The organism is Fibrobacter sp. UWOV1 (assembly GCF_900142495.1).
Taxonomy (GTDB): domain Bacteria; phylum Fibrobacterota; class Fibrobacteria; order Fibrobacterales; family Fibrobacteraceae; genus Fibrobacter.
The window spans coordinates 1-20180 of sequence record NZ_FRBA01000017.1 but is presented as its reverse complement, the minus strand read 5'-3'; the positions used below and the strand labels follow the sequence as shown (position 1 = coordinate 20180).

22 protein-coding genes are annotated in these 20180 nt (G+C 49.3%); 21 read left to right on the top strand and 1 reads right to left on the bottom strand.

Annotated features, from left to right (window positions below; genetic code table 11):
- Nucleotides 1-3: 3 nt before the first annotated feature.
- The 21 genes from BUC02_RS14580 to BUC02_RS14480 all read left to right on the top strand — a co-directional run bounded on the left by BUC02_RS14580 (nucleotide 4) and on the right by BUC02_RS14480 (nucleotide 19254).
- Complete coding sequence (locus BUC02_RS14580; RefSeq protein ID WP_139261215.1) at nucleotides 4-1293, top strand: hypothetical protein; 1290 nt, start codon at nucleotides 4-6, stop codon at nucleotides 1291-1293.
- 10 nt (nucleotides 1294-1303) lie between these two features.
- On the top strand, nucleotides 1304-1831 hold the full coding sequence (locus BUC02_RS14575) for a DUF2190 family protein (RefSeq protein WP_073323774.1): 528 nt from the start codon (nucleotides 1304-1306) through the stop codon (nucleotides 1829-1831).
- Nucleotides 1832-1834: 3 nt separating this feature from the next.
- Nucleotides 1835-2914 carry a hypothetical protein gene (locus tag BUC02_RS14570; protein ID WP_073323772.1) on the top strand — a complete coding sequence of 360 codons (1080 nt, stop codon included), beginning with the start codon at nucleotides 1835-1837 and terminating at the stop codon, nucleotides 2912-2914.
- A gap of 9 nt (nucleotides 2915-2923) precedes the next feature.
- On the top strand, nucleotides 2924-3370 hold the full coding sequence (locus BUC02_RS14565) for a gp436 family protein (protein ID WP_073323770.1): 447 nt from the start codon (nucleotides 2924-2926) through the stop codon (nucleotides 3368-3370).
- Nucleotides 3367-3930 carry a hypothetical protein gene (locus BUC02_RS14560; RefSeq protein WP_073323768.1) on the top strand — a complete coding sequence of 188 codons (564 nt, stop codon included), beginning with the start codon at nucleotides 3367-3369 and terminating at the stop codon, nucleotides 3928-3930. The genes BUC02_RS14565 and BUC02_RS14560 overlap by 4 nt, the downstream gene beginning before the upstream one ends.
- A complete protein-coding gene (locus BUC02_RS14555) occupies nucleotides 3927-5360 on the top strand; it encodes a phage tail sheath subtilisin-like domain-containing protein (RefSeq protein WP_073323766.1) in 1434 nt (477 codons plus the stop codon). The genes BUC02_RS14560 and BUC02_RS14555 overlap by 4 nt, the downstream gene beginning before the upstream one ends.
- 10 nt (nucleotides 5361-5370) lie before the next feature.
- Nucleotides 5371-5721 carry a hypothetical protein gene (locus tag BUC02_RS14550; RefSeq protein WP_073323764.1) on the top strand — a complete coding sequence of 117 codons (351 nt, stop codon included), beginning with the start codon at nucleotides 5371-5373 and terminating at the stop codon, nucleotides 5719-5721.
- Nucleotides 5721-6254 carry a hypothetical protein gene (locus BUC02_RS14545; protein WP_072807711.1) on the top strand — a complete coding sequence of 178 codons (534 nt, stop codon included), beginning with the start codon at nucleotides 5721-5723 and terminating at the stop codon, nucleotides 6252-6254. The genes BUC02_RS14550 and BUC02_RS14545 overlap by 1 nt, the downstream gene beginning before the upstream one ends.
- Before the next feature lie 78 nt (nucleotides 6255-6332).
- Nucleotides 6333-8327, top strand: a complete 1995-nt coding sequence (locus tag BUC02_RS14540; RefSeq protein WP_073323762.1) for a phage tail tape measure protein — start codon at nucleotides 6333-6335, stop codon at nucleotides 8325-8327.
- Entirely contained in the window at nucleotides 8328-9605 is a 1278-nt protein-coding gene (locus BUC02_RS14535; RefSeq protein ID WP_073323760.1) for a DNA circularization N-terminal domain-containing protein, read from the top strand.
- Entirely contained in the window at nucleotides 9595-10602 is a 1008-nt protein-coding gene (locus tag BUC02_RS14530; protein WP_073323758.1) for a phage baseplate assembly protein, read from the top strand. Before BUC02_RS14535 ends, BUC02_RS14530 begins: the two co-directional genes overlap by 11 nt.
- Nucleotides 10599-11063: a phage baseplate assembly protein gene (locus tag BUC02_RS14525; protein ID WP_073323756.1), complete on the top strand. Its 465-nt coding sequence runs from the start codon at nucleotides 10599-10601 to the stop codon at nucleotides 11061-11063. Before BUC02_RS14530 ends, BUC02_RS14525 begins: the two co-directional genes overlap by 4 nt.
- A complete protein-coding gene (locus BUC02_RS14520) occupies nucleotides 11064-11573 on the top strand; it encodes a hypothetical protein (RefSeq protein ID WP_073323754.1) in 510 nt (169 codons plus the stop codon).
- Nucleotides 11570-11893, top strand: coding sequence for a phage GP46 family protein (locus BUC02_RS14515; protein ID WP_072807717.1), 324 nt, complete (start codon nucleotides 11570-11572; stop codon nucleotides 11891-11893). The genes BUC02_RS14520 and BUC02_RS14515 overlap by 4 nt, the downstream gene beginning before the upstream one ends.
- Nucleotides 11877-13085: a discoidin domain-containing protein gene (locus tag BUC02_RS14510; protein ID WP_139261212.1), complete on the top strand. Its 1209-nt coding sequence runs from the start codon at nucleotides 11877-11879 to the stop codon at nucleotides 13083-13085. Before BUC02_RS14515 ends, BUC02_RS14510 begins: the two co-directional genes overlap by 17 nt.
- Nucleotides 13085-13672, top strand: coding sequence for a putative phage tail protein (locus BUC02_RS14505; protein ID WP_073323750.1), 588 nt, complete (start codon nucleotides 13085-13087; stop codon nucleotides 13670-13672). The genes BUC02_RS14510 and BUC02_RS14505 overlap by 1 nt, the downstream gene beginning before the upstream one ends.
- Nucleotides 13669-14499, top strand: coding sequence for a hypothetical protein (locus BUC02_RS14500; protein WP_073323748.1), 831 nt, complete (start codon nucleotides 13669-13671; stop codon nucleotides 14497-14499). Before BUC02_RS14505 ends, BUC02_RS14500 begins: the two co-directional genes overlap by 4 nt.
- A 4-nt stretch (nucleotides 14500-14503) precedes the next feature.
- Nucleotides 14504-14977 (top strand): hypothetical protein, encoded by a 474-nt coding sequence (locus BUC02_RS14495; protein WP_139261210.1) that lies wholly within the window; start codon nucleotides 14504-14506, stop codon nucleotides 14975-14977.
- On the top strand, nucleotides 14970-16043 hold the full coding sequence (locus BUC02_RS14490; protein WP_073323744.1) for a hypothetical protein: 1074 nt from the start codon (nucleotides 14970-14972) through the stop codon (nucleotides 16041-16043). Before BUC02_RS14495 ends, BUC02_RS14490 begins: the two co-directional genes overlap by 8 nt.
- A gap of 86 nt (nucleotides 16044-16129) precedes the next feature.
- A complete protein-coding gene (locus tag BUC02_RS14485) occupies nucleotides 16130-17407 on the top strand; it encodes a type I restriction enzyme endonuclease domain-containing protein (protein WP_371341036.1) in 1278 nt (425 codons plus the stop codon).
- A gap of 26 nt (nucleotides 17408-17433) precedes the next feature.
- Nucleotides 17434-19254: a DUF262 domain-containing protein gene (locus tag BUC02_RS14480; RefSeq protein WP_073323740.1), complete on the top strand. Its 1821-nt coding sequence runs from the start codon at nucleotides 17434-17436 to the stop codon at nucleotides 19252-19254.
- Between the two features lie 498 nt (nucleotides 19255-19752).
- Here BUC02_RS14480 and BUC02_RS14470 read toward each other — a convergent pair whose 3' ends face one another.
- Nucleotides 19753-20166, bottom strand: coding sequence for an ATP-binding protein (locus BUC02_RS14470; RefSeq protein WP_083564624.1), 414 nt, complete (start codon nucleotides 20164-20166; stop codon nucleotides 19753-19755).
- Nucleotides 20167-20180: the final 14 nt, after the last annotated feature.

Here is a 20180-nt window from a genome sequence, read left to right as displayed (position 1 = left end):
GCCATGAAAGACAAAATTCTGAAATCGGAAGATTTGAAGGAACCATGGGTCGAGGCGTTCAAGGTCGGCAAGGTCACTGACATGGCTGGCAATGAACACGACTTCAGTGAAGCGGACCTCAATGACCTCAACGAAGGAATCCATGACCAGCTTGCAGCCGGTTACCAGCCGCCGATGGTCAAGGGCCACCCGAAACTCGACGATCCGCGTGTAGCCTCGATTGTCGATTCCAAGGTGGAAGACAATGTGCTGAAAGTGAAGCTCGACGATGTGAACCCGGACTTTGCCGAAGAAGTGAAGAAGGGCGGCTTCAAGTATCTTTCCGCAGCCATTTACAGCAACTTGAAAAAAGGCTTGCGGCATCTGGGCGCTCTCGGTGCGGTTGGCCCTGCTATGAAGGGTATGGCCCCGCTGTGTTTCGGTGAAGGAATGTTTGCTGAAGCCGACAAGGGCGTTACAGAGCAGGACGTGTGCGTCTTTGCAGAGCCTTTCGCATGGGACCGCCTGGTGCCTCGCAGTGTCTTTGAAACGCTTGTGTACAAGCTGAGCGGCATTGGACGTATGTTCCGCAGCCAGCGCGAACAGCTTATCGAGAAGGATGGCATTGAGGCTGCCGACAAGGTTTTCCCGGAATACGCCATCAAGGACATCGAAGAAATCGAAAGCGTCTTGAAGGACGCAAAGGACTTCCCGCAACAGCCGAAGCCTGTTGTGGAAAAGCCTGCGGAATCTACAGCTTCTTTCGGTGAACCGAATACCGACGGTTCTGATTCGCTGGAGAACGGGAATCAGAATCCTCAGCCTACAACGCCCCCTCGTAACGAACCGACCGAATCTATCCCGGAAGGTAATTCTAGCGAGGCGACGCGGTTGAGCGAAGAGAATGCCGCACTCAAGGCTGAAAACGAGGCACTCAAGGCCGACAAGCTTGCGGCGCAGCGCCAAAAAGCCGGTGCGGCGTTCTCTGAGACTTTAGACAACGCCATTGCCGAAGGCCGTTGCAACCAGGCGATGAAGGATTGCTTCATGAAGGTCTTTGGCGCTATGCAGGCCTTGCCTGTTGATGGCGAAGGCTGCTTTGGCGAAGGCGACGAACGAATGAACCCGATGCAGGTTCTGGGCGACACGGTAAAATCCTTACCGAAGATTGTCCAGTTCGGTGAATTTGCGCCCGCGGCAGCTCCTAGCTCGGAGTCTGCGGCGGTACGCATCAGCAAGTATCACGATGAACAGCTGGCAAAGGGGCGCAAGCTCAGTTTCGCCGAAGCTGCGGAAGAATGTTACAATCAATAAGGAGTACCTGATGAAGGGCAATATCCTCAACTTTACGGCGGAAACCGCCGTCCCCGCTTTCCGCTTCGTCAAGGCTGGCGAAGCCCAAGGCAATGTTAAACTTGCAGGTTCCGGCGATGCCGTGCTTGGCGTGTCCATGGATGTGGATGTCAATGAAGGCAACCGCGTCGATGTGCAGCACGACGGTATCGGCCATGTGGAACTGGGTGCCGACGTGACCTACGGTCAGGCTCTCGCTTCCGATGCCGAAGGTCGCGGCGTTCCTGCCGAAGGTGCGTCCGGCATCGTGGCCCTTGATTCGGGCTCCGAAGGCGATGTGGTCCGCATCAAGGTGGACTGCGCCGGTTCTGCTGCGACGGCATCCACTGGCGACGAAACGCCTTCCACTGGCGATGACACTCCCGCTGGCGACAACGACGCCCCGGCAAACACCGAAGGTGGCGAAACGCCCACCGAACCCACTGAACCTGAAACCAGTGGAACTGAAGGTGGCGACACCAACGGCAACGAAAACGAATCTTCCAACGAAGGAGCATAACCCATGAAGAAAATGACCAAGATCGCTCTTTTCCTCATCACCTTTGCGCTTACCGTCTGCGCCTTTGCAGGTGGCGACGCGCTTACCGCCTGCGGCGTTCCGCAGTTCATCGTCGATTCGCTGAGCTTTGGTAGCGCAGGCGCAAGTTTTGCCACCATCCTGCCCATTGGCGAACAGCAGACCGGCCTTGTGACCGCATTCAAGAACGGTCGCCTGATTGCCGACGAGGTGATGCCAATCAAGCAGCTTGACGGTAACGAACTCGCATTCAAGTATTTCCGCAGGAACATGGGCGATGCATTTGGTGCCCAGGATACCCAGGTGGGCCGAATGTCCGCTCCGAATGTCGTGTATTTTGGCGGTGAAGAGATTCCGGGGCTTGCCAAGGCTTACGGCTTGCAGACTCCCGTTCCCTACGAAGACCTTGACCAGGTGAAGAACAAGGACCGCTTCGTCAACAAGACCATCGAAAACCTGATTGACCGTATTCTCCTGGACAGGGAAATCCGCATCGCGAAAATCGTTCAGGATGCAGCCAACTATGAATCCTCGCAGGTCAAGACCCTTTCTGCTTCTGAAAAGATCGGTGCTGAAGGTTCCAACATCTTCGAGCTGATTATGGATATGATGGAATCCGCCCTTGTGCGTCCGAACGTGCTTGGCATGAGTTCCAAGGTGTTCTACAAGCTGCGTACCGACAAGTCCGTGATTAACGCCATCTGGCCCACCAACAACGGCTCCGGTGTCGCTACCCGTGAACAGATTGCGGACCTCTTCGAAGTGGACCGCATCATCGTCGGTCAGGCCCGCGTGAACACCCGCAAGAATCCGAAGAAGCCCGATCTCACCTCTTGCTGGGGCGAAAACATCTTTGCCCACTACCAGGAAGAACTTTCCGACTTGAAGGAAGGTCTTGCCTGGGGTATGACTGCCCAGGTCGGCGAACGCTACGTGGAAGTCATCGAAGACAAGAATATTGGTCTCAAGGGCGGCGAAATCGTGAAGGCTGGTTTCTACCAGGCTGAACTGGTGACCGCCCCGGGCGCAGGCATTCTCCTCAAGGACGTCCTCAAGACTGCCTAAGGTAAGCCGATGAACTACTGCACTCTCGACGATATACGGGGGCACGTGCCTGATGCGCGCTTGGTGGAGGTCACCGATGACCTCACACCGAATGCCGACGGTGAAATCAAGGAGAACATCGTGGTCAAGGCCATCGAGGAAAGTTCTACCCTGATTGACGCCTACATCGGCAAGCGTTTCAGGTTGCCGCTCCCGCGTATTCCGAGAGTGCTTCGCATGATTTGCGTTGACCTGACGATTTACAATCTTTACGAGCGCCTGACGGAGATGAATATCACCGAAGGGATGAAGCTCCGCTACAATAACGCCATAGCCCTTTTGAAGCGAATCGCCGACGGTGAAGTTTCCATAGGGATTGACGAAATAGGCCCCGTCGATGAATCCGGATTCAAGGTGTCTTCAAGAGTCGATGGCGGGCCTGCCATTTTCTCGCTTGAATCCATGAGGTCCTTATGACCGATTTCGATATCGAGGAAAAGATAAATAAACTCTTTTGCGGTGAGAATGGCAAGACTCCTGCGAAGGAAAGAGATGCCTTTTGGTTTAAGGCTGTTGAAATTGGCTCCGTCGTAACGGTCCTTTCGCGCCCAGGTTTTTCTGCCGCCGTCGTATCGGGCAGCTATGAAAAGGAAGACTCTACCGACAAGCTGAAAGTGACTTCCAAAATTATCGTTTACCTGGTGTTCAAGAATGTTGCGAACGAAGTTGAACGCCGCAAGCTTTTGCACCCTGCAGTCAAGTATGTGGTAGGCAAGCTGCAAGGTAACAACCTTGGTCTTGACATCGAACCCCTGAATGCCAAGAACTGGAAAGAAACGACTACTCCAGAACATCTTATCGACAAGATCCTGGAAGCTGAAGTTGAATTTGAAACGGCGTACACGCTGACGCCTGAAACAGAAGAAGCAAGCTACCGCAACCTGCTTTCTATATGGAGTTCCTTCAAGAGCGAAGAGGAACCGCACGAGGAACTCGCTACATCCAAAGTGAACTTTGATAACGGAGAAACACCATGACACTGACCAACAACATCCCGGAAACCATGATTCCGGGCTCCTACTCGGAATACAACTACTTTGCCGGCCCGAACGGACTCCCGGCGAACATCCAGAAGGTGCTTCTGGTCGGCGACATTGCCGAAGGCGGCACCCTTGCAGTGGCGAAGCCCACGGCGGTCTACAACGAAAGTGAGGTCCTCGCTCTCGCCGGGGCCGGTTCGGTACTCCACCAGATGTACAGGGCCGCAAAGAATGCCTGGAAGTACGCCCAGATTACCCTGGTGCGCCACAAGGCTACTGCGGGAACCCCCGCCACCTGGACCATCACGCTTTCCAACCCCAGCGGCGAAACCGCTGCAACCGTTGGCGGCCTTGTCCGTGTCGTCTATAACGGTAAGAATGTCAATGTCGGCGTGAAAATCGGCGAAAAAGCTGCCAAGGTTGCTGAAGACATTGCCACTGCTTTGAACGCCGAAGCTGCCGCACCGTTTATCGCAGAAGCCGCATCGGGGGTCGTGACCCTTACAGCAAAGGCAAACGGTGCCTACATTTCTGCCGCCAAGGGTGGCGTGAATGTCTCGGTCGAGGTCGTTTCCACCGATATCACGGCAGCAGACCCGATTCTTACTGCGGGAACTGGCGAAATCGACGTGGAAAGCGCCCTTGCTGCGGCCTTCCCTGAACGTTTCCACCTGATTGTGCTCCCTACGGCCGATGCGCCCAATTTGACCCTCTTGAAGACGCACTTGATGCAGGCTGCCGAACCGCTTGAACAGCGTGGCCAGCGTGGCATTGTGGCTACAATCGTTGGCGGGGCCGGCGACGCCATTTCCCTTGCAACCGACTTCAACTGCGAACGCCTGCACATTGCCGCAGTCAAGAACGCCATTCCCGCCACTACCTGGGAAATTGCCGCAGGCCTTGCCGCCATCTTTGCCAGCAATTCCCAGCCCAACAAGCCCATGAACGGGCTTCCGATCCCTGGCATCGGTCTCCCGGATATCGCCGACAAGTGGAGCGGCGAAGAACAGGATGCCCTGCTTTATGGCGGAGTGATTCCTCTGGTGGAAACCGACAGCGAACTTTGCATTGTCCGTGCCGTGACTACTCGCAGCACCAAGGACGGCGTCCGCTTCCCCAAGCTCATTGATACGGGTGTCATCGCCTCGCTTGACTATTTCCGAGACTCCATTCTCGCCATGCACAAGGTGAAGTACAAGAACAAGGTCATCCACGAGCTGTTGCCCGATGCCCTGAACGAAGACAACATCGCCGTGGCAAAGAGCCTCGAAGGGGTGCAGATTCTTCGTTTCATTGACCAGTATGCAGACCAGTTCATTACCGAGGAATCGAAGGATGAACCGGGCCGTATGCTCTGCCAGATTCCGGCTCCTGTCGTGCCTGGCCTGAACCAGATCTATTCCACCATCGACCTTTACCTCAACTAAGGAGTGAACCATGAAGATTTCCCAAGTTACAGTTGTCCTTAACGGCGACAAGATTACGGGCTTCAAGCAGTTCAAGGAGAACGAAATCGAAGAAGCCCAGACCGTGGAACTCGCCGATGGCGTAGATGTGGTGGAAGTACCGCCCAACTATGGTTTCCTGCTTACCGTCGTGCCCGATAGTGGTGCCGACCGAGACTGGACCGGAACCAGCGACGCCACTGTTGTCGTGCAGTACAAGGGCGGCAAGAAGGTGGTGTTCACCGGTTGCCGTCTCCTGAAACAGACTCCGGGTGACATTGACGGCAAGACCGCCAAGGAAACCCAGCTCGACTTCTATGCCCGCGCTCGCAAGGTAAGCTAATGACGGAACTCGAAAAAGCCATTCGCGACGACGAACCCGACGAACTCATTGCCCGCATCAAGGCATCCCACGATGTCAAGCGTGTCGTGAGTTGGCCGGGCAGGCCGGACATCAAGATTGAAATCCGCCTGCTGACGCTTTCCGAAACCCGCAAGGCTAAAGTCGATAACCAGCTGGAGTTCAAGCACGACGGCATTGATATCGCAATGCACAATGTTACCGACTACCGTGAACAGGAGGCTGCTCACGGTATGTGGCGGGCTTTCTACAACGTCGATACGGGAAAACGCATTTTCCGCTCTGCGGAGCACCTGCGTTCGTTCTGTACCCCCGACGAACTGAAGAAACTCTGCGACGAATACAATGCATTTGCCGAGGAATGCGACCCGAGCCTTGACGAAGTTTCGGACGAAAGTATCGAGACGCTCATCGAAACGCTAAAAAAAACGCCGGACCAGGTTCAATTGAAAGTCGTAAGCTTGAATACGGCCTGGAAGCTAGTGCGTACTTTGGTTGCCCGGTTGCAAGCATAACTGACGCCCAGTGGCTCCTTGTCTTTGCGATGAAGGGGCTTTTGGAACCCAACGAAAAAGATAAAGGATGGCAGACAATTGGCGAATAACGAAGTCACATTGCGAATCGGTGCGGATGCTACAGGTCTCCAGAATGGCCTGCGCCAGTCATCGACTGCTGTCTCTTCTTTCGGGACGAAGGCACGGGCGACCATTGCACGTGTCGGCGGATCCATGCGGGGCCTTGCCGACAGCCTGGTGACTCCGTTCAATTCGCTGGTCCTTGGGGGTGGCCTTGGCATGGCCGTCAAGAACGTGGGCGACCTTTCCGAATCGCTCATGTATTACGGCTTTGCGGCAAAGAAAAGCGACGCGGACACGAAGGTGTTCCGCGAATCGCTGCATAAGACGGCAATCGAGACAGGTGTCGCCGCCAATGAAATCCTGAACGGTGTTTCAAAGATTGGCGAAATTACAGGTGATTTCGATTTTGCTGAAAAAATGAGTGAAAGCCTGGCTAAAGCGTCCAAAGCATCTAAGGCTTCTGTTGAAGATTTGGCCACTGTAGCGTCTTCCATGAAAGGTTCTATGGGGTATAGCGCCGACCAGGTTTTTAAAGCCTTTAATGCCTTGATTATCCAGGGAGAAAAAGGGTCCTTTACTTTACAGGGCTTCGCCACCGAAGGTAAGGCTTTGCTGGCGTCTGCTTCTACTTTTGGCATTAAATCTACGGATCAATTTGCCAAATTCGGGGCATTCCTACAAATTGTCAATGAAAAAATCAAGAGCCAGGCGGAAACGACGACTTCCGTTTCGACATTGTTTTCGGAACTTATTGACAAGGCCGCCGATATTAAGAAGAAATTTGGCGTTAGTGTTTTTGACAAGAACAATGAACTTCGCGAATTTGATGTAATTATCAAAGAAATCATGAAAAAAACAGGCGGAAGTCTTAAAAAATTGTCGCCTGTGTTTGGCGCTTCTTCGATGAAGGCAATCAACCCCCTGATCGGGGAGTTCCAAAACAACTGGGAAAGAATGGATGAAATTGCCCAAGCTGGTATCGAAGGCATGAAAAATACCGATGTTTTGGAAGATTATTATGAAAAGGCTTCCAATTCGTTCAACAGCAATGTTGACAAGATGAAGAATGTCGCCCTGCAATTTGCAGACACGAACCTTACAGGGCCTGTTGAACAGCTGACGACCGCTCTGGGCTTTCTATCCCGCCACCAGGGAATAGTTACGGCGGGCTTCAAGATGATGGCCGTTGCCGCTGCAGCTTTGGGTGCTGTCAAAATTGGCGGTCTCGTGAAAGATGTGGCCGGACTCGCCAGGGATATCAAGGGTATCTGGAGCAAGAAGGGCGGCGCAGGGGCATCTGCCGCAGGGACGGGCGTTTCCGCTTTGGATGCATCTGTCCAAAAGGTATTCGTAGTCAATATGCGCAGCGGTTTTGGCGGTGGTTCTGACTACATGGACGATGATGCGCCTATGTATCAGCCTGCTACCCAGAAGGCGGCCCAGGCTATGGAATCGACCACAAAAGAGGTCGGCAGATTCCGCCAGGGCCTTTCCACCGCACGTGCGGGGCTGAACAAGTTCGGGAGCAGTGTCATTGGCGGCACATTGATGACGGCTGCCACAGGCTGGGCCATGAATCAAATCTACAACTTTGGCCAGGCCTTTATGGAATGGCGTAATGTCGTCGCCGATGTCGAGGCCAACAGCCGGGCCATGGTGGACCGTAACCAGGCAGAATTTGAAAAAAGATATGGGCCTGAAGCGGCAAGGTGGAGCAAGAAGCATGGGGACACCCTTCTCGAAATCCAAAAGGAAGAAAACAGCTTCTTGCCGTCACAAAAGAAACTTGACAAGCTTTATGGCGATTTACGGCTATACAATCAGCTGACGAAGAATGCTGTCGCGGCTCAAAAGGGCGATAAAATGATGTCGCCCCAGGAATACATGCAGGCTTTGAACCAAAACATCATTATCAATGTGGATTCCAACGGCAAGGCTGTCGTCGAAACCGACAAGGGTAAACCGCCTAAAGTCAGCGGACGAAAAACAACACCGGGATGGGGGGCATAAATGGCAGAAGAAAAAATTCCAATGCTTGGCCCATGGAAACTTCGGCTGGAGTCGATTGGCGACGAAATCTCTCACGCTATAGCCGAAACTAAATACCCTTACAAGAACGGAGCCGATTTCGAAGACATGGGCGTTGATCCTGAAACGCTCAAGTTCTCTGGTGTTTTGATCAATGACGAGTATGACAGAAATTATACCGAGCTGAGAAATTGGTTCCTATCGATTTTCAAAGCGCCAGTCTTGCTGGTACATCCCAAGCATGGCGCGGTTACAGGCTATCCCAAAAACGTATCATTCAGTAATGACCGTCGCAAGAGATATGCCGCATTTACATTTGATTTTGTGGTAGCGCATGTTCAGGACGATATCCAGAGCTATACGGACCCGTATGACGCCAATTTCGAAGAAACACAGGCTCTCAATTTGGAAGTCCAGGAGAGTGTCGCCGTATCGATGCAACAAACCGGCGTTCCCGATATTCCCGGTTCTTCGGACTGGTCGCTTATCGATGTATGGGCATCTCTCGGAGACGCTGCCAGAAGCTTTGGCGAAGCGACAAACAAGGCCATGGGGCAACTCCTGGGAACAATTGAATCCATAAAGGCCCCTGTCGATGCAATCAATACGACCATCGATTATATGGACTCGCTGTCAGGAACCTTGACAAAGGCTATCCAGGAATGCTGCGATTCTTTCGTGACACTTGCCAGAAAGGCCGGTTCCAACAAGGGCAAATCCAGGGCATCTACCGCCACCTTGGTCACCAACGCCTCATCGATGTTGGCGGCTCTTTATGGTGCCCCCGCAAGCGTTCGGGCTGCATTTGCAACCCTTGCTGCCGCTACTGTCGCTACGGAGACCGCCAAGCAAATATCCGATGATGAGAAAAAGATGGGCGAATCTATTGCGGCTGAACGAGTCGCCATTGACGATGCCGAAGGCCGCGAACTGGCTTCGGAAAGCGAACCGTATCTGCTTTCCCCCGATGAACTTGAGGATACGTTAGCCTTGGCAAGGGAGTTCATCCAACAGGTTCTTCCGCAGGCTGTAAGCCCCTACAGGCTCAAGAAAATGGCGGCGACGCTGTCGGATGCGGTGCTTCGTATCAAGCTGGAATACATGACCACCAAGACAATCAACGTGACCCACGAAACACCGCTCCACAAGATTGCCCTGGACAACAAGCTGAATTATAAGGCGGCTGAGCGCCTTTGCGCATTGAATAACGCCAAGAATCCCACGTTCATGAAAGGCGAGGTGCTTGTCTATGCAGAATGATGAAGTCGTCGTGCTTGTGGCGAATGCCAAAGGGAGAGCTCGGGTGGACAAGTTCGTGAGCTACACGATCGATGCGGACCTCTATTCCCCGGAAGGCTCATTCTCGTTCGAATGCGATTCTAAGTACGATATGAACCGCGGCAACCTGTGTCAAATCTTTGTGAACCGCAAGTGCGTCATGGCGGGGATTATCGATACCGTGCGCCGTTCCCTTTCTCGCAGCGGGCCCAAGATGGAAATCGAGGGGCGATCGGTGGCGTCGGTGCTAGCCGACTCCAGCGTGACAAAGTTTGGAACTTTGCCAAGGACGCTTCCCCAGCTGGCAGAACGGCTTGTGAAGGACCTGCCGTTTCTCTCCAGGAAAGATTTTGTTTTCAACTCGGGTTCAGACAAGGATAAAATCAAGCGCAAGTTCGTCGAGCTTTCTCCGGGAGACAGCGTCTTTGATGTCCTGAAGAAAGCGGCCAATTCGCTCGGTTTTCTATTCTGGGCATCTCCTGACGGCTCCTTGGTCTTCGACAAGCCTGTTGAACGTGGCAAGGCCGATTTCAGAATCCATGCCTTTGAAAATGGCGAGAAAATGGACTATATCGAGGGATCTGTCACCGAGACATTGAACGGTCAGCACTCGCTTATCAAGGTTATCGGCGAAAGCCAGGACGATAGCGACATCAAGTATGTAGCCGCCTCGGTCAAAAATGACGATTTCCCGTTCTATCGCCCTCTTGTGGTAAACTGGAACGAGAACGAGGGCCCTGCCAAGAAGACCGCAGAACTTCAGCTGGCAACGGAAAAGGCTTCCGCAATCCAGCTCGAATACACGATGCCCGGGCACTCGCAAAACGGTATTCCCTGGACAATCAACGCCTTTTGCGACGTAGAGGACCATTACAATGGCGCTGTTGACTCGTATCTGATTAAACGCCGCATGTTCACGCTCTCCAGGAGTGAGGGCAAGCGCACCCGCCTTGAATTACAGCCCGGAGGCTCGTTATGATGAAATTTTTCACCAGTTTGGTTACCAGCTGCAAGGATGTGGCAGGCAAGCTCCGCAGTATCAGCGGCAAGGCCAACGGTATCGAATTTGAAGGCCGTCAGATGATGCAGCATTATGGTTTTATCAGCATTCCCAAGGCCGGAGAGCGTTGCCTTTTCTTGCAGTTTGGCAATGTGGTCATTGCGGTTGCAAGCGACGGCAAAGAGCGTCCTGCCGTAAAAGAAGGCGAAACGGCCCTTTACCGTGCTAAGGACCACTATATCATCCTCAAGGATGATGGCACAATTGCCATCAAGGCCGAGAGCGGTCTTGATATCGATGGCGACGTGCGTGTCAATGGCGAAGTTAAGGATAAGATCGGAAATCTCTCAAAACTTCGCGATACCTTCAACCAGCACACTCACGTGGGCAACCTCGGTGCACCAACCGCACCGCCTACACAGCAGGATACGGGGGTCTAAATGCTTGATCTGGACACTCTCGATTCCGAATTTTCCCGGATTGTCAAGTCTGCCGATGGCAAAACAAGCGTGGCCCCTCAGCTTGCCAAGGCCTACGATGACTATGCCAAGGGCGGCATCATTCTCGGAGCGGACCTTTCGGCGGGGGGCGACAAGTCTCTCCTGGAAAGCGCCTTCTCGGTGCTCGACCCGTCCAGCGGGACGCCTGCCAACATGGCCGCCAGGCTCTGTGCCTATTGGCAGGGGCTGCCTAAGCCTGGAATCCCGTCCCACGGTGGCGTAGCCGTCGTGTCAGTCATTCCGACTTTTACAGCGGCACAAGCGGGCGTTTTGGCGGTCATCGCGAATTTGGTAAACGCTCAAGCGGTTTCCAAGCAGGAAGTTCAAAAGCCATACAAGAAGCTTTTTGGGGCCATTGAAACGGTCTTGAAAACCGCTATTTGTACCGTGACTGAAACCATGCCCACGACACCGCCCAGCCCGTCATCTTTCCCGGAGACCTTACAATGACTACAGACCAGATCAAAGAAGAAGTTCAGCTTTCGCTTACCGTGGCAAAAGGTTCATTTTACAAGAAACCTGAATTTGGCCACCGTTTCAAAGAACTTGCCCGTGAAGTGGCATCCGAAAACACCAGGAGCAAAGCCGAAACTTATGCCACCGAGGCACTAAAGTGGATGCTGGACTACAAGCACCTTAGAAGCGTAGAATCGACGGCAACCTATGCCGATTCCGACAAGCTCCTGGTGCATGTGGTATGTGTCGCATACAATGGCGATGTGATTGAATTTAAGCGTTTTGTGGAGGTCGGCGATGTCCGTAACAGTTGATCAAATCTTACAGCGCATGATTGTTGATGCGAAGAACTACAACCCGACAATCAAAATTAGCCAGGGCACGGAAACCTATATCCGATTCGCGACTGCTGCGTCTGCCATCTGGGGCCTCTACAAGCAGATGGACTGGACCCTTGACCAGATTTTTCCGACCACGATGAACCAGGAAAGCCTGGAACAGTGGGCGAACGATCGTGGGCTGGACTACAGCAACCTGACCGCAAGCGAGCTTTTGACGTTCATCCTGTCGTATCTTCGCAACCCGAAGAGCGGCGGCAAGCCTAGTGATTACGAACGCTGGGCCTTGGAAGCGTCTTCTACCGGCAAGGCTATCGGGCTCGAATCCTCGATGATTTCCGGCAACATGCCCGACCTGAACGCGGCCAACGCTGTCAAACCGCACGACCGCGAAAACATCGCCTTTACTTGCGGATCCAGCGACACTGAAAAGAATGTCGTGATTGATTTGGGCAATTCGAAGGAAATCTTTGGAATTGGTCTTGGTTTCATTACCAAACGACCGGCTACTTTTGGAATTTATACGTCCGACGACGCCCAGACCTGGACCAAGCAGGGCAAGGTCGATGCCGCCTACTGGTGGGCTATGGCCACCTTCGATTCTGTTTCTACCCGCTATGTCAAGGTTGAACTCGAAGAAATCGAAGCGCTCGAAAGCTGGCAAACCGAAGCTTTGAATACCGTCAAGTGTTTCGGCGTCGAAATTTATGTGCCCAGTGACTCAAATGAGGCCCCGACATCATCCCGATGCCTCAAGAACCACTATGGCGTGGGAACGGTTCTCATGCTGATGGGTCCGAGTTCACTTTCGATGCGCTGCTGTGAAGCTATCCGGGCAAAATGCGAATACGAAGGCCCCGTTGCCCCGCGTGAAATTTGGGTCAATGTTCCTGTAGAAATAACTCTTTCTCTACGTGTTACGGTGCGAAATCTGCAACAATTGGACGAAGACGGTTTCCGGGAAGATGTCAATAAATATTTCGCCGATTTAGAACCAGGAGATCTCTTTATTCCTTCACAAATTGTTGTATACGCAATCAAAAATGGTGGCGAGAATGCGACTACTATCGAAGTGTCGAAAAATAGTGGGGAATATCAGGTTGAAACAGATGCTATTGAATCGTATCCCACTGAAAAATTCGTTCTTGGCAATCTGGTGGTACAGTAATGGCAGTCAATCCCTTTGAAAGCAGACACTACAGGGCCCTTACGCAGCTCTATCCGCTCCAGATGGATGCGGAAGAATATGCCGTAGCCAAGGAGCTTGACAGAGCCCTGGAAAGCGCCGATGCCGTCTACCGTGAAATCTTTCCTGGTTCAGCAGTAACGACTCTCGAACGGTGGGAAAACCTTTATGAATTAGGCCATTCCGGCTCCTTGGAAGTTCGCCGCCAAGCCCTTTTAGAGGCTATCAACAGGGATTCAGGCATTGCGGAACGTCATTACAAGGCGCTTGCAGCGGCAATCGGTTTCGATATCGATATTGTAAAACCGCCCAGGATGCTCCGTGCGGGCCTTGGCCGAGCAGGCTTTGAAGTATACGACCAGGATGAACAATACACCTGGACGGTTAAATGTGATAGACTGAAATCTTCTTGTACCAAATTGATACAGACATTGGAAGCTCAGAAAATCCCGTTTACTCAAATTAAATGGAAATTCCAACAGCCACCTGCAGGTCGCTTGTTGCTCGAAGATGGCGGAGCCCTGCTTCTTGAAAACGGACATCAACTTCTCCTGGAGAACGAAACATGAACGAAGAAACCTTAGACAAAAAAATGTCTCAAATGGGAACAAAAACCTTGGCTCAGGCCTTGGCCGCAAATGCATCTTTGGCCGGATTTGCCGGACAGGAGAATTTTTGCATTCTACTTTCTGAACTTGCAGGACTAGCAAATGGTAAAATCAAAGTTTCTGACGCAGATGCTGTTCCTGGGAATCTTTTTGATAAACTTAGTTTTGGCTCCGGGCTATCTGCGGAAATCGTTAATCGTCCTGGTTCTCCGCAAGAAAACAATGATCTTATCATCCGAATTACTAGAGATGATGACGGAGAAATCTTGCTTACCCCAGCGGTTCCTTTTGACGAGGTTTTGGCAGATACCGAGGTGAATGCATCGAATGTTCCAGCCGGACAGATGCTGGATGTAAGGTTCGCGCCAATCAAGTTACCTTCGGGTAGTATTGGCTCTATCGCTTTTTCTCCTATAGCAGGAAGCTCGTATAGCGACAATCGCGCTAATGTTGCCATTTTTGGCAATGACGCAAAAACGTTAAACGGAGCAACAAAGCTGTTGTCTTGTGTCAACCAAGAGCTGGGCGAAAACGCTATAATCGTATTCGACAATCCTGTAGAAATTGTCAGAAAGAAGTTCTATTGGGTATTTGTTGCAATCCATGGACAAGGTCGATTTCTTGGAAAATCGGTTAGCAGCGTAGTTCCAGCGAGTGGTGATACTGCTGTTTCCGGAGTTATCAACAACTTCATTCAGGATGGTGCCGAAAATTGGCCCGATAGTGTTGCCGGAACAACGCACAACAACGGTTCCATTCCATACATCCAATTCAACATTGTGAGGTAAGGTCATGATTAGCAAAATTTACAGTATTGACGGGAAATGCATCTGGATGGATGCTGAGTTTTATTCTAAAGACGAAAATGCTGTCCCAAACCCAGAAGCAACCTACACAGATGTTTTTGGCGATGAGATTCAACCACCTAAAGATTTTAGCTTCGAACGCACTTTCGTTGCCGAATCTGTCAATGGCGATAACCTATCTAGAATACTCTACAATCAAAAGTTGGCATCTCATATTATCGCCATTTTTAGGGAAGATTCAATGAGATTTGGTGTTTCAGGACAAGGAAGGGAAATCCTTTTAGCGTTATCAGAGGTTTTTTCCTGTTTGTTGGCGGGAGCTTTTTTCGAAGCAACATTGGCTCTTGCCGAAATTCCTGAAAACGACTTTTTGACCGAAGAACGCAAGAACCGCTATATCAGCATGATGCAGTCTTCTGATGCAATAAACTACCATTCAAACGAGGTTGAACATGAATAAAAAGACCTTTAAAACCGGTGATATCATCACCCCCGAATTCTTGAACGCTCTCCAAAATCCCTCATTTGAAAAAGGCGAAGAGGAGGTGGGACACCTTCCCACTCCCGAAGGAATCGAATATTTAGGTAAAGCCCGCGTAAATGAAGAAGACTCCAACCCTAGATTCCTAGCACAAATCTTCAATCAAGCCACCCATCCAGCATATCGTATTGGCAACCTAGTCTTTACGGTAAAAGAGACCAGAGGGGGATTGATGTTTGCAGGAGATGTTATTTCTGGATGGGAACCAATGGGTGTTGGCGAGGCAACTACTTTAAATTGTAATTCGGACAAAGATTACAATATATATTTTTCGGGTTCTGGTTACACCGTAACCATTGAATCTCCTTTTTTGGCTGGTTTGAATGGAGCCGAGGGAAACCATTTGGCTATTTTGCACAATCGCTCAATTGGCGAAATTACCATAAAAATGAAGTGCTCTGCTAATGGTAATACTTGGTATGATGAAATAGATTTGCCTGAAGGCGTTAGTTTTCTTCATTATATTTCGGGCGATGGGTTTGGCGTCTATCGATTGCAATCATTTAGCGCGGCAATTGAAGATGCTTTGAATCAGGCTACAGTAACTTTTTTGGCGAAAACTGGCGGAAACATCAACGGGTCTTTGTTTATTTCCCAAACTTTAAATGTTAATAAAATCTTCACTGACTATCTATCTGTAAGTAGAATCAACAGGAACATTGCTATTCCTGACACTCTTACAACCAATGACCTTCAAGATACTCTTGGAAAATATTTGACTCATTACGAACCTAAGTCACTTGATGTGTTCAGAATTCCTGATCATTACAGCCACCAGGGAGGGGATGTTGGGATGAGTACGGACTTTTATTTAACTGAATACACTCCTACAACTGGTGACGAATTGATTGTTCATAATGTGGGTAATGACGATTTAACAATTCATTGGACTGGTTATGGCGGCACCCAAAGTGCAACTATTTCACCAGGGTATAGCAAAAAATTTGTCGCAATTTCGACAACACTATGGAATGCTATGGCTTAAAAAAAACAAAATCATCTTTCGTTTTGTCTCACGAAAGGTGATTTTTTGTCTCACAACAACCGCGCCGTTATAACGCCCGCAAGGAACTGGACCGCCTTTTCAAACAGGAACGCTCCAACTTCAAGATTGCGATAGTCGTGGATATGTGGCTCACGGGTTTTGACGTTCCGTGCCTCGATGCCATTTATATCGACAAGCCGATACAGCAGCATTCCCTGATTCAGACGATTTCCCGCGTGAACAGGACGTTTGCGGGCAAGGACAAGGGAATTGTCGTTGATTACATCGGCATCAAGCGCAAGATGAACCTGGCACTAAAGCAGTACGGAGCCGGTTCGGAGCAGAATGTAGAAGACATTACCGCAGCGATTACGGAGTTTCGCAACCATCTGGATTTGCTTGACAAGTTGATGTACAAGTTCGATGCGTCGGCGTATTTTAAGAGCGCGGGCAATGGCGCGGAACTGAAGAAACTGGATTGCCTCAAGCAGGCGCAGGAATTCGTGCAAACCACGAAGGAAAAGGAAACTCGCTTTATGGGCCTCGCGAAACGCCTGAAAGCCGCATACGATATTTGCGTTGGCAACGAAGGAATCACGCAGACCGAGCGTGACCGTGCACATTTCTACTTCGCAATTCGCTCCATTTTGCATAAACTCACAAAAGGCAATGCACCCGATACCGCGCAGATGAACGCCCGCGTGCGCGAGATGATTGCCTCGGCGCTCCAGAGCGAAGGCGTGGAAGACGTTCTGCAGTTGAGCGATGCCGAAGCCGACCAGGCAAAACAGAACATCTTTGACGACGAATACCTGCAGCACATCAACCGCATCAAGCTGCCGAATACGAAAATCAAACTGTTGCAAATGCTCCTGCAAAAAGCCATCGGGCAAATCCGCAAGGTGAACAAAGTCAAGGGCGTCAACTTCACGCAGAAAATGCAACAGCTTGTGGAGCAGTACAACGACCGCACCGAACAAGACATCTTGAAAAGCGAAGTCTATGAAGAAATGGCCGAAACATTGACCGACATGATTGTCCAAGTCCGCAAGGCGTTTACCGAAGGTGAAGAAAAAGGCCTCAGCTTCGAAGAAACCGCGTTCTATGATATTCTAAAATCGCTCTGCGTCAAGTACCACTTCACCTATCCCGAAGACAAACTAATTGCCCTCTCGAAACGCGTCAAGATTCTCGTTGACGAACAAGCCGCATACCCCGACTGGGACAAACGCGACGACATTAAATCCGCACTGAAAGTGGACCTGATAATCCTTCTTGATGAATTCGGCTACCCGCCCGTCGAACGCGACGAAGTCTATGGGGAAATCTTTGAACAAGCTGAAAATTTTAAGAAGAATTTGTAAGAAATGTTTAATTTAAAGGATGAAATATGGAAACGCAATTAAAAACTGTTGAAAGTCAAGTAGTTCCTCTCAAAACGCTTTTTTCTGAAAAGTTTGATGTTGATTTCTATCAACGTGAATATGTATGGCAAAGGAAGAATATTGAAGATTTGGTAAATGACTTATCAACAGAATTCTTGAAAAATTGGCGCCCAGAACATGACTTTAAAGAGGTTGCTAAATATGATCCCTATTATATGGGTGAAATTGTTTTGTCGGTAAAAGGAGATGATAGAAATTCTATTATTGATGGGCAGCAAAGAATAACATCATTAACATTGCTCTTGATTTATTTACTTAGAAATTACGGAACTGTTGATAAATTTCCTGCAAAAATCAGTACTTTAATTTCATCTGACCACTATGGAGAAGACCTTTTTAATTTAGATATCGAAGAACGACGCACATGTATGCAAGCGTTAAAAAATGACGGCTTATATATTCCAAACGAAAAAGAACCATCATCTGTTAAAAATCTTGTTGAACGATATAATGATATAGAAGATTGTTGGAATGAAAAAATCACTAACGAAAATGTTGTTCATTTTGCATATTGGTTGATGGATAAAGTTTCTTTTTCAAAAGTCTGGACAAATAGCGATGATTTTGCTTATGTGATTTTTGAAACAATGAATGACCGAGGTCTTTCATTGACGCAAATAGAGATGCTTAGAAGCTATTTGTTAGCGAATATTGATGATGATAATTCTAAAGATAAAAACAGAGATGCGGCGCTTAAAAAATATGATAATCTTGTCAATCGCCTTGCGTCAATAACTTTAAGCTCGAATTCTAAAGCTGAATTTGATTTCTTTAAAACATATCTACGTAGTCATTACGCACAAGATATGTCCCAAAGCAAGGGGTCAACTTCTGATTTTGTTAGAATAGGTAAGGAGTTTCATCGTTGGGTTCGAGATAATAGTGTGGCTCTTAATTTAAAAACATCAGATGATTTTTTTGATTTTATTGTTCAGCTAGATTACTTTGCAACAAAATATGAGAAAATTTATTCTTTAATACAGCAAAGAAAAACAGATGAGTTCCTTTACTTAATTGTTAATAGTGATTATAGTTTTACTTTGCAACCCGCCTTGATACTCGCTTCAATTAATTATCAAGATGATGACAAGGTTGTTGAAACAAAAATAAAAATTGTTTCTAAGTATTTGACAAAAGTACTATCGTGGCGTGTATGGAATCATACAATGATTTCTCAGAGTTCTATGGAAGCTAAAATTTATGATTTATGCAAAACTATTCGAGGAAAAACAGTTGAAGAATTAAAGCCATATTTGGATTCAGACCCTATTGAAAAAATAGAATTAGATAATTATCCTACTTTAAATCAACAGAATAATAGGAAATTGAAAGTACTTCTTTCTTTGATTACTGAAATTGTTTCTGCTGAATCAGGTAAGCCAGATTATATGATGAATCATAAGGATGATCCAACTGAAATAGAACATATTTGGTGCAATCACATTGAACTACATGCGGACGAATGTGGTTCATCGGCGGAATTTTCTGCTGCGAGAAATTCAATAGGTGATTTACTTGTTTTGCCAAAGAGCTTTAATGCTTCATATGGTGATGATAAGTATTCGGATAAATTAGTTCACTACATTGAACAAAATGTTCTGGCGCAAAGCTTGCATTTTAATAAATATGAAAATAATCCTGGTTTTATCGGCTTTATCGAACGAAGCGGATTAAAATTTGAACCTTATGCGGATTTTAAGAAAGAGCAAATCCAAAAGCGAGGTGATTTATACAAAAGCATATTAGAATGGAATTGGAGAAAATAAGATGTAAAGTGGTTTCGTTTATGGTATAATTATTACCTCTTCCTCATCTTCCCGCCAGCGATAACCACAAGCAATGCACCAACGGCCACGCCGCCAACCTTCTTGACGTCGCTCCAGAATTGCCGACGTTTGGCCTTGCATTGCTCGCAGAGCTTTTCGGTGTCTTCGGGCTTGTCGCAGCCGCACTTTTTGCATTTATTCCAGAGTTATTGAGTCATCGCGGAATCTCCTTGGCGTCTGGATTCTAATATACACTTTTATTCCGACATTAATCCGACATCATCGGCCAAGTAGCCAAAATTTTGCGGTCGAAATTTTCGTCCGCAAATGAAACGAGACGGCGGTTGGGTGATGAGTTGGGCAATAAGTTGGGTGATAGGATAAAAAAAGATTCGCTATGTAAAATTTTCTTGCTTGATTATTCCGGAGCGGCGGAGCCGCCAGTCCGGAGAAGTGTGAGCCACTAGTCCGGCCTGACGGAGCCACCTGTTTTTTGCCCTACTGGGCTTCCGACGGGTTCAGCCCATACACTTCCCTCATGGACTTGTCAACCGACTTGTCGATGTACTCGATGTTTATCTTGTACGAGTCGAACGATATCCGGTCCATGATGGCGTCCGCAAGGGTGCTTTCGCCGTCGCATATCTGGTTGTACCAGTCCTTTTCCTCGTACTGGGAACAGAATATGGTCGACGATTTCTTGCGTCTCTTGTGGATTACCTCCAGCAGCAACCTGGCCTCGTTCTCGCGGAGCTTGAACAGCAGCCATTCGTCGATGATGAGGAGCGTCGGCTTGGTGTACTTCTGCAACGCGTTTTCGAGGGCGTGCCTGTCTTCCGCGGCGGACAGGTCCATCAGCAGGTCGGGTAGTCTGGTGAACCTTACCGAGTAGAACCGCTTGCAGGCCTCCATCCCGAACGCGCAGG

Excerpts from the sequence above, each read along its gene's own strand:
- BUC02_RS14580 (WP_139261215.1), top strand. The coding sequence starts at position 4 with ATGAAAGACAAAATTCTGAAATCGGAAGATTTGAAGGAACCATGGGTC.
- BUC02_RS14575 (WP_073323774.1), top strand. The coding sequence starts at position 1,304 with ATGAAGGGCAATATCCTCAACTTTACGGCGGAAACCGCCGTCCCCGCT.
- BUC02_RS14570 (WP_073323772.1), top strand. The coding sequence starts at position 1,835 with ATGAAGAAAATGACCAAGATCGCTCTTTTCCTCATCACCTTTGCGCTT.
- BUC02_RS14565 (WP_073323770.1), top strand. The coding sequence starts at position 2,924 with ATGAACTACTGCACTCTCGACGATATACGGGGGCACGTGCCTGATGCG.
- BUC02_RS14560 (WP_073323768.1), top strand. The coding sequence starts at position 3,367 with ATGACCGATTTCGATATCGAGGAAAAGATAAATAAACTCTTTTGCGGT.
- BUC02_RS14555 (WP_073323766.1), top strand. The coding sequence starts at position 3,927 with ATGACACTGACCAACAACATCCCGGAAACCATGATTCCGGGCTCCTAC.
- BUC02_RS14550 (WP_073323764.1), top strand. The coding sequence starts at position 5,371 with ATGAAGATTTCCCAAGTTACAGTTGTCCTTAACGGCGACAAGATTACG.
- BUC02_RS14545 (WP_072807711.1), top strand. The coding sequence starts at position 5,721 with ATGACGGAACTCGAAAAAGCCATTCGCGACGACGAACCCGACGAACTC.
- BUC02_RS14535 (WP_073323760.1), top strand. The coding sequence starts at position 8,328 with ATGGCAGAAGAAAAAATTCCAATGCTTGGCCCATGGAAACTTCGGCTG.
- BUC02_RS14530 (WP_073323758.1), top strand. The coding sequence starts at position 9,595 with ATGCAGAATGATGAAGTCGTCGTGCTTGTGGCGAATGCCAAAGGGAGA.
- BUC02_RS14525 (WP_073323756.1), top strand. The coding sequence starts at position 10,599 with ATGATGAAATTTTTCACCAGTTTGGTTACCAGCTGCAAGGATGTGGCA.
- BUC02_RS14520 (WP_073323754.1), top strand. The coding sequence starts at position 11,064 with ATGCTTGATCTGGACACTCTCGATTCCGAATTTTCCCGGATTGTCAAG.
- BUC02_RS14515 (WP_072807717.1), top strand. The coding sequence starts at position 11,570 with ATGACTACAGACCAGATCAAAGAAGAAGTTCAGCTTTCGCTTACCGTG.
- BUC02_RS14510 (WP_139261212.1), top strand. The coding sequence starts at position 11,877 with ATGTCCGTAACAGTTGATCAAATCTTACAGCGCATGATTGTTGATGCG.
- BUC02_RS14505 (WP_073323750.1), top strand. The coding sequence starts at position 13,085 with ATGGCAGTCAATCCCTTTGAAAGCAGACACTACAGGGCCCTTACGCAG.
- BUC02_RS14500 (WP_073323748.1), top strand. The coding sequence starts at position 13,669 with ATGAACGAAGAAACCTTAGACAAAAAAATGTCTCAAATGGGAACAAAA.
- BUC02_RS14495 (WP_139261210.1), top strand. The coding sequence starts at position 14,504 with ATGATTAGCAAAATTTACAGTATTGACGGGAAATGCATCTGGATGGAT.
- BUC02_RS14490 (WP_073323744.1), top strand. The coding sequence starts at position 14,970 with ATGAATAAAAAGACCTTTAAAACCGGTGATATCATCACCCCCGAATTC.
- BUC02_RS14480 (WP_073323740.1), top strand. The coding sequence starts at position 17,434 with ATGGAAACGCAATTAAAAACTGTTGAAAGTCAAGTAGTTCCTCTCAAA.
- BUC02_RS14470 (WP_083564624.1), bottom strand. The coding sequence starts at position 20,166 with ATGGAGGCCTGCAAGCGGTTCTACTCGGTAAGGTTCACCAGACTACCC.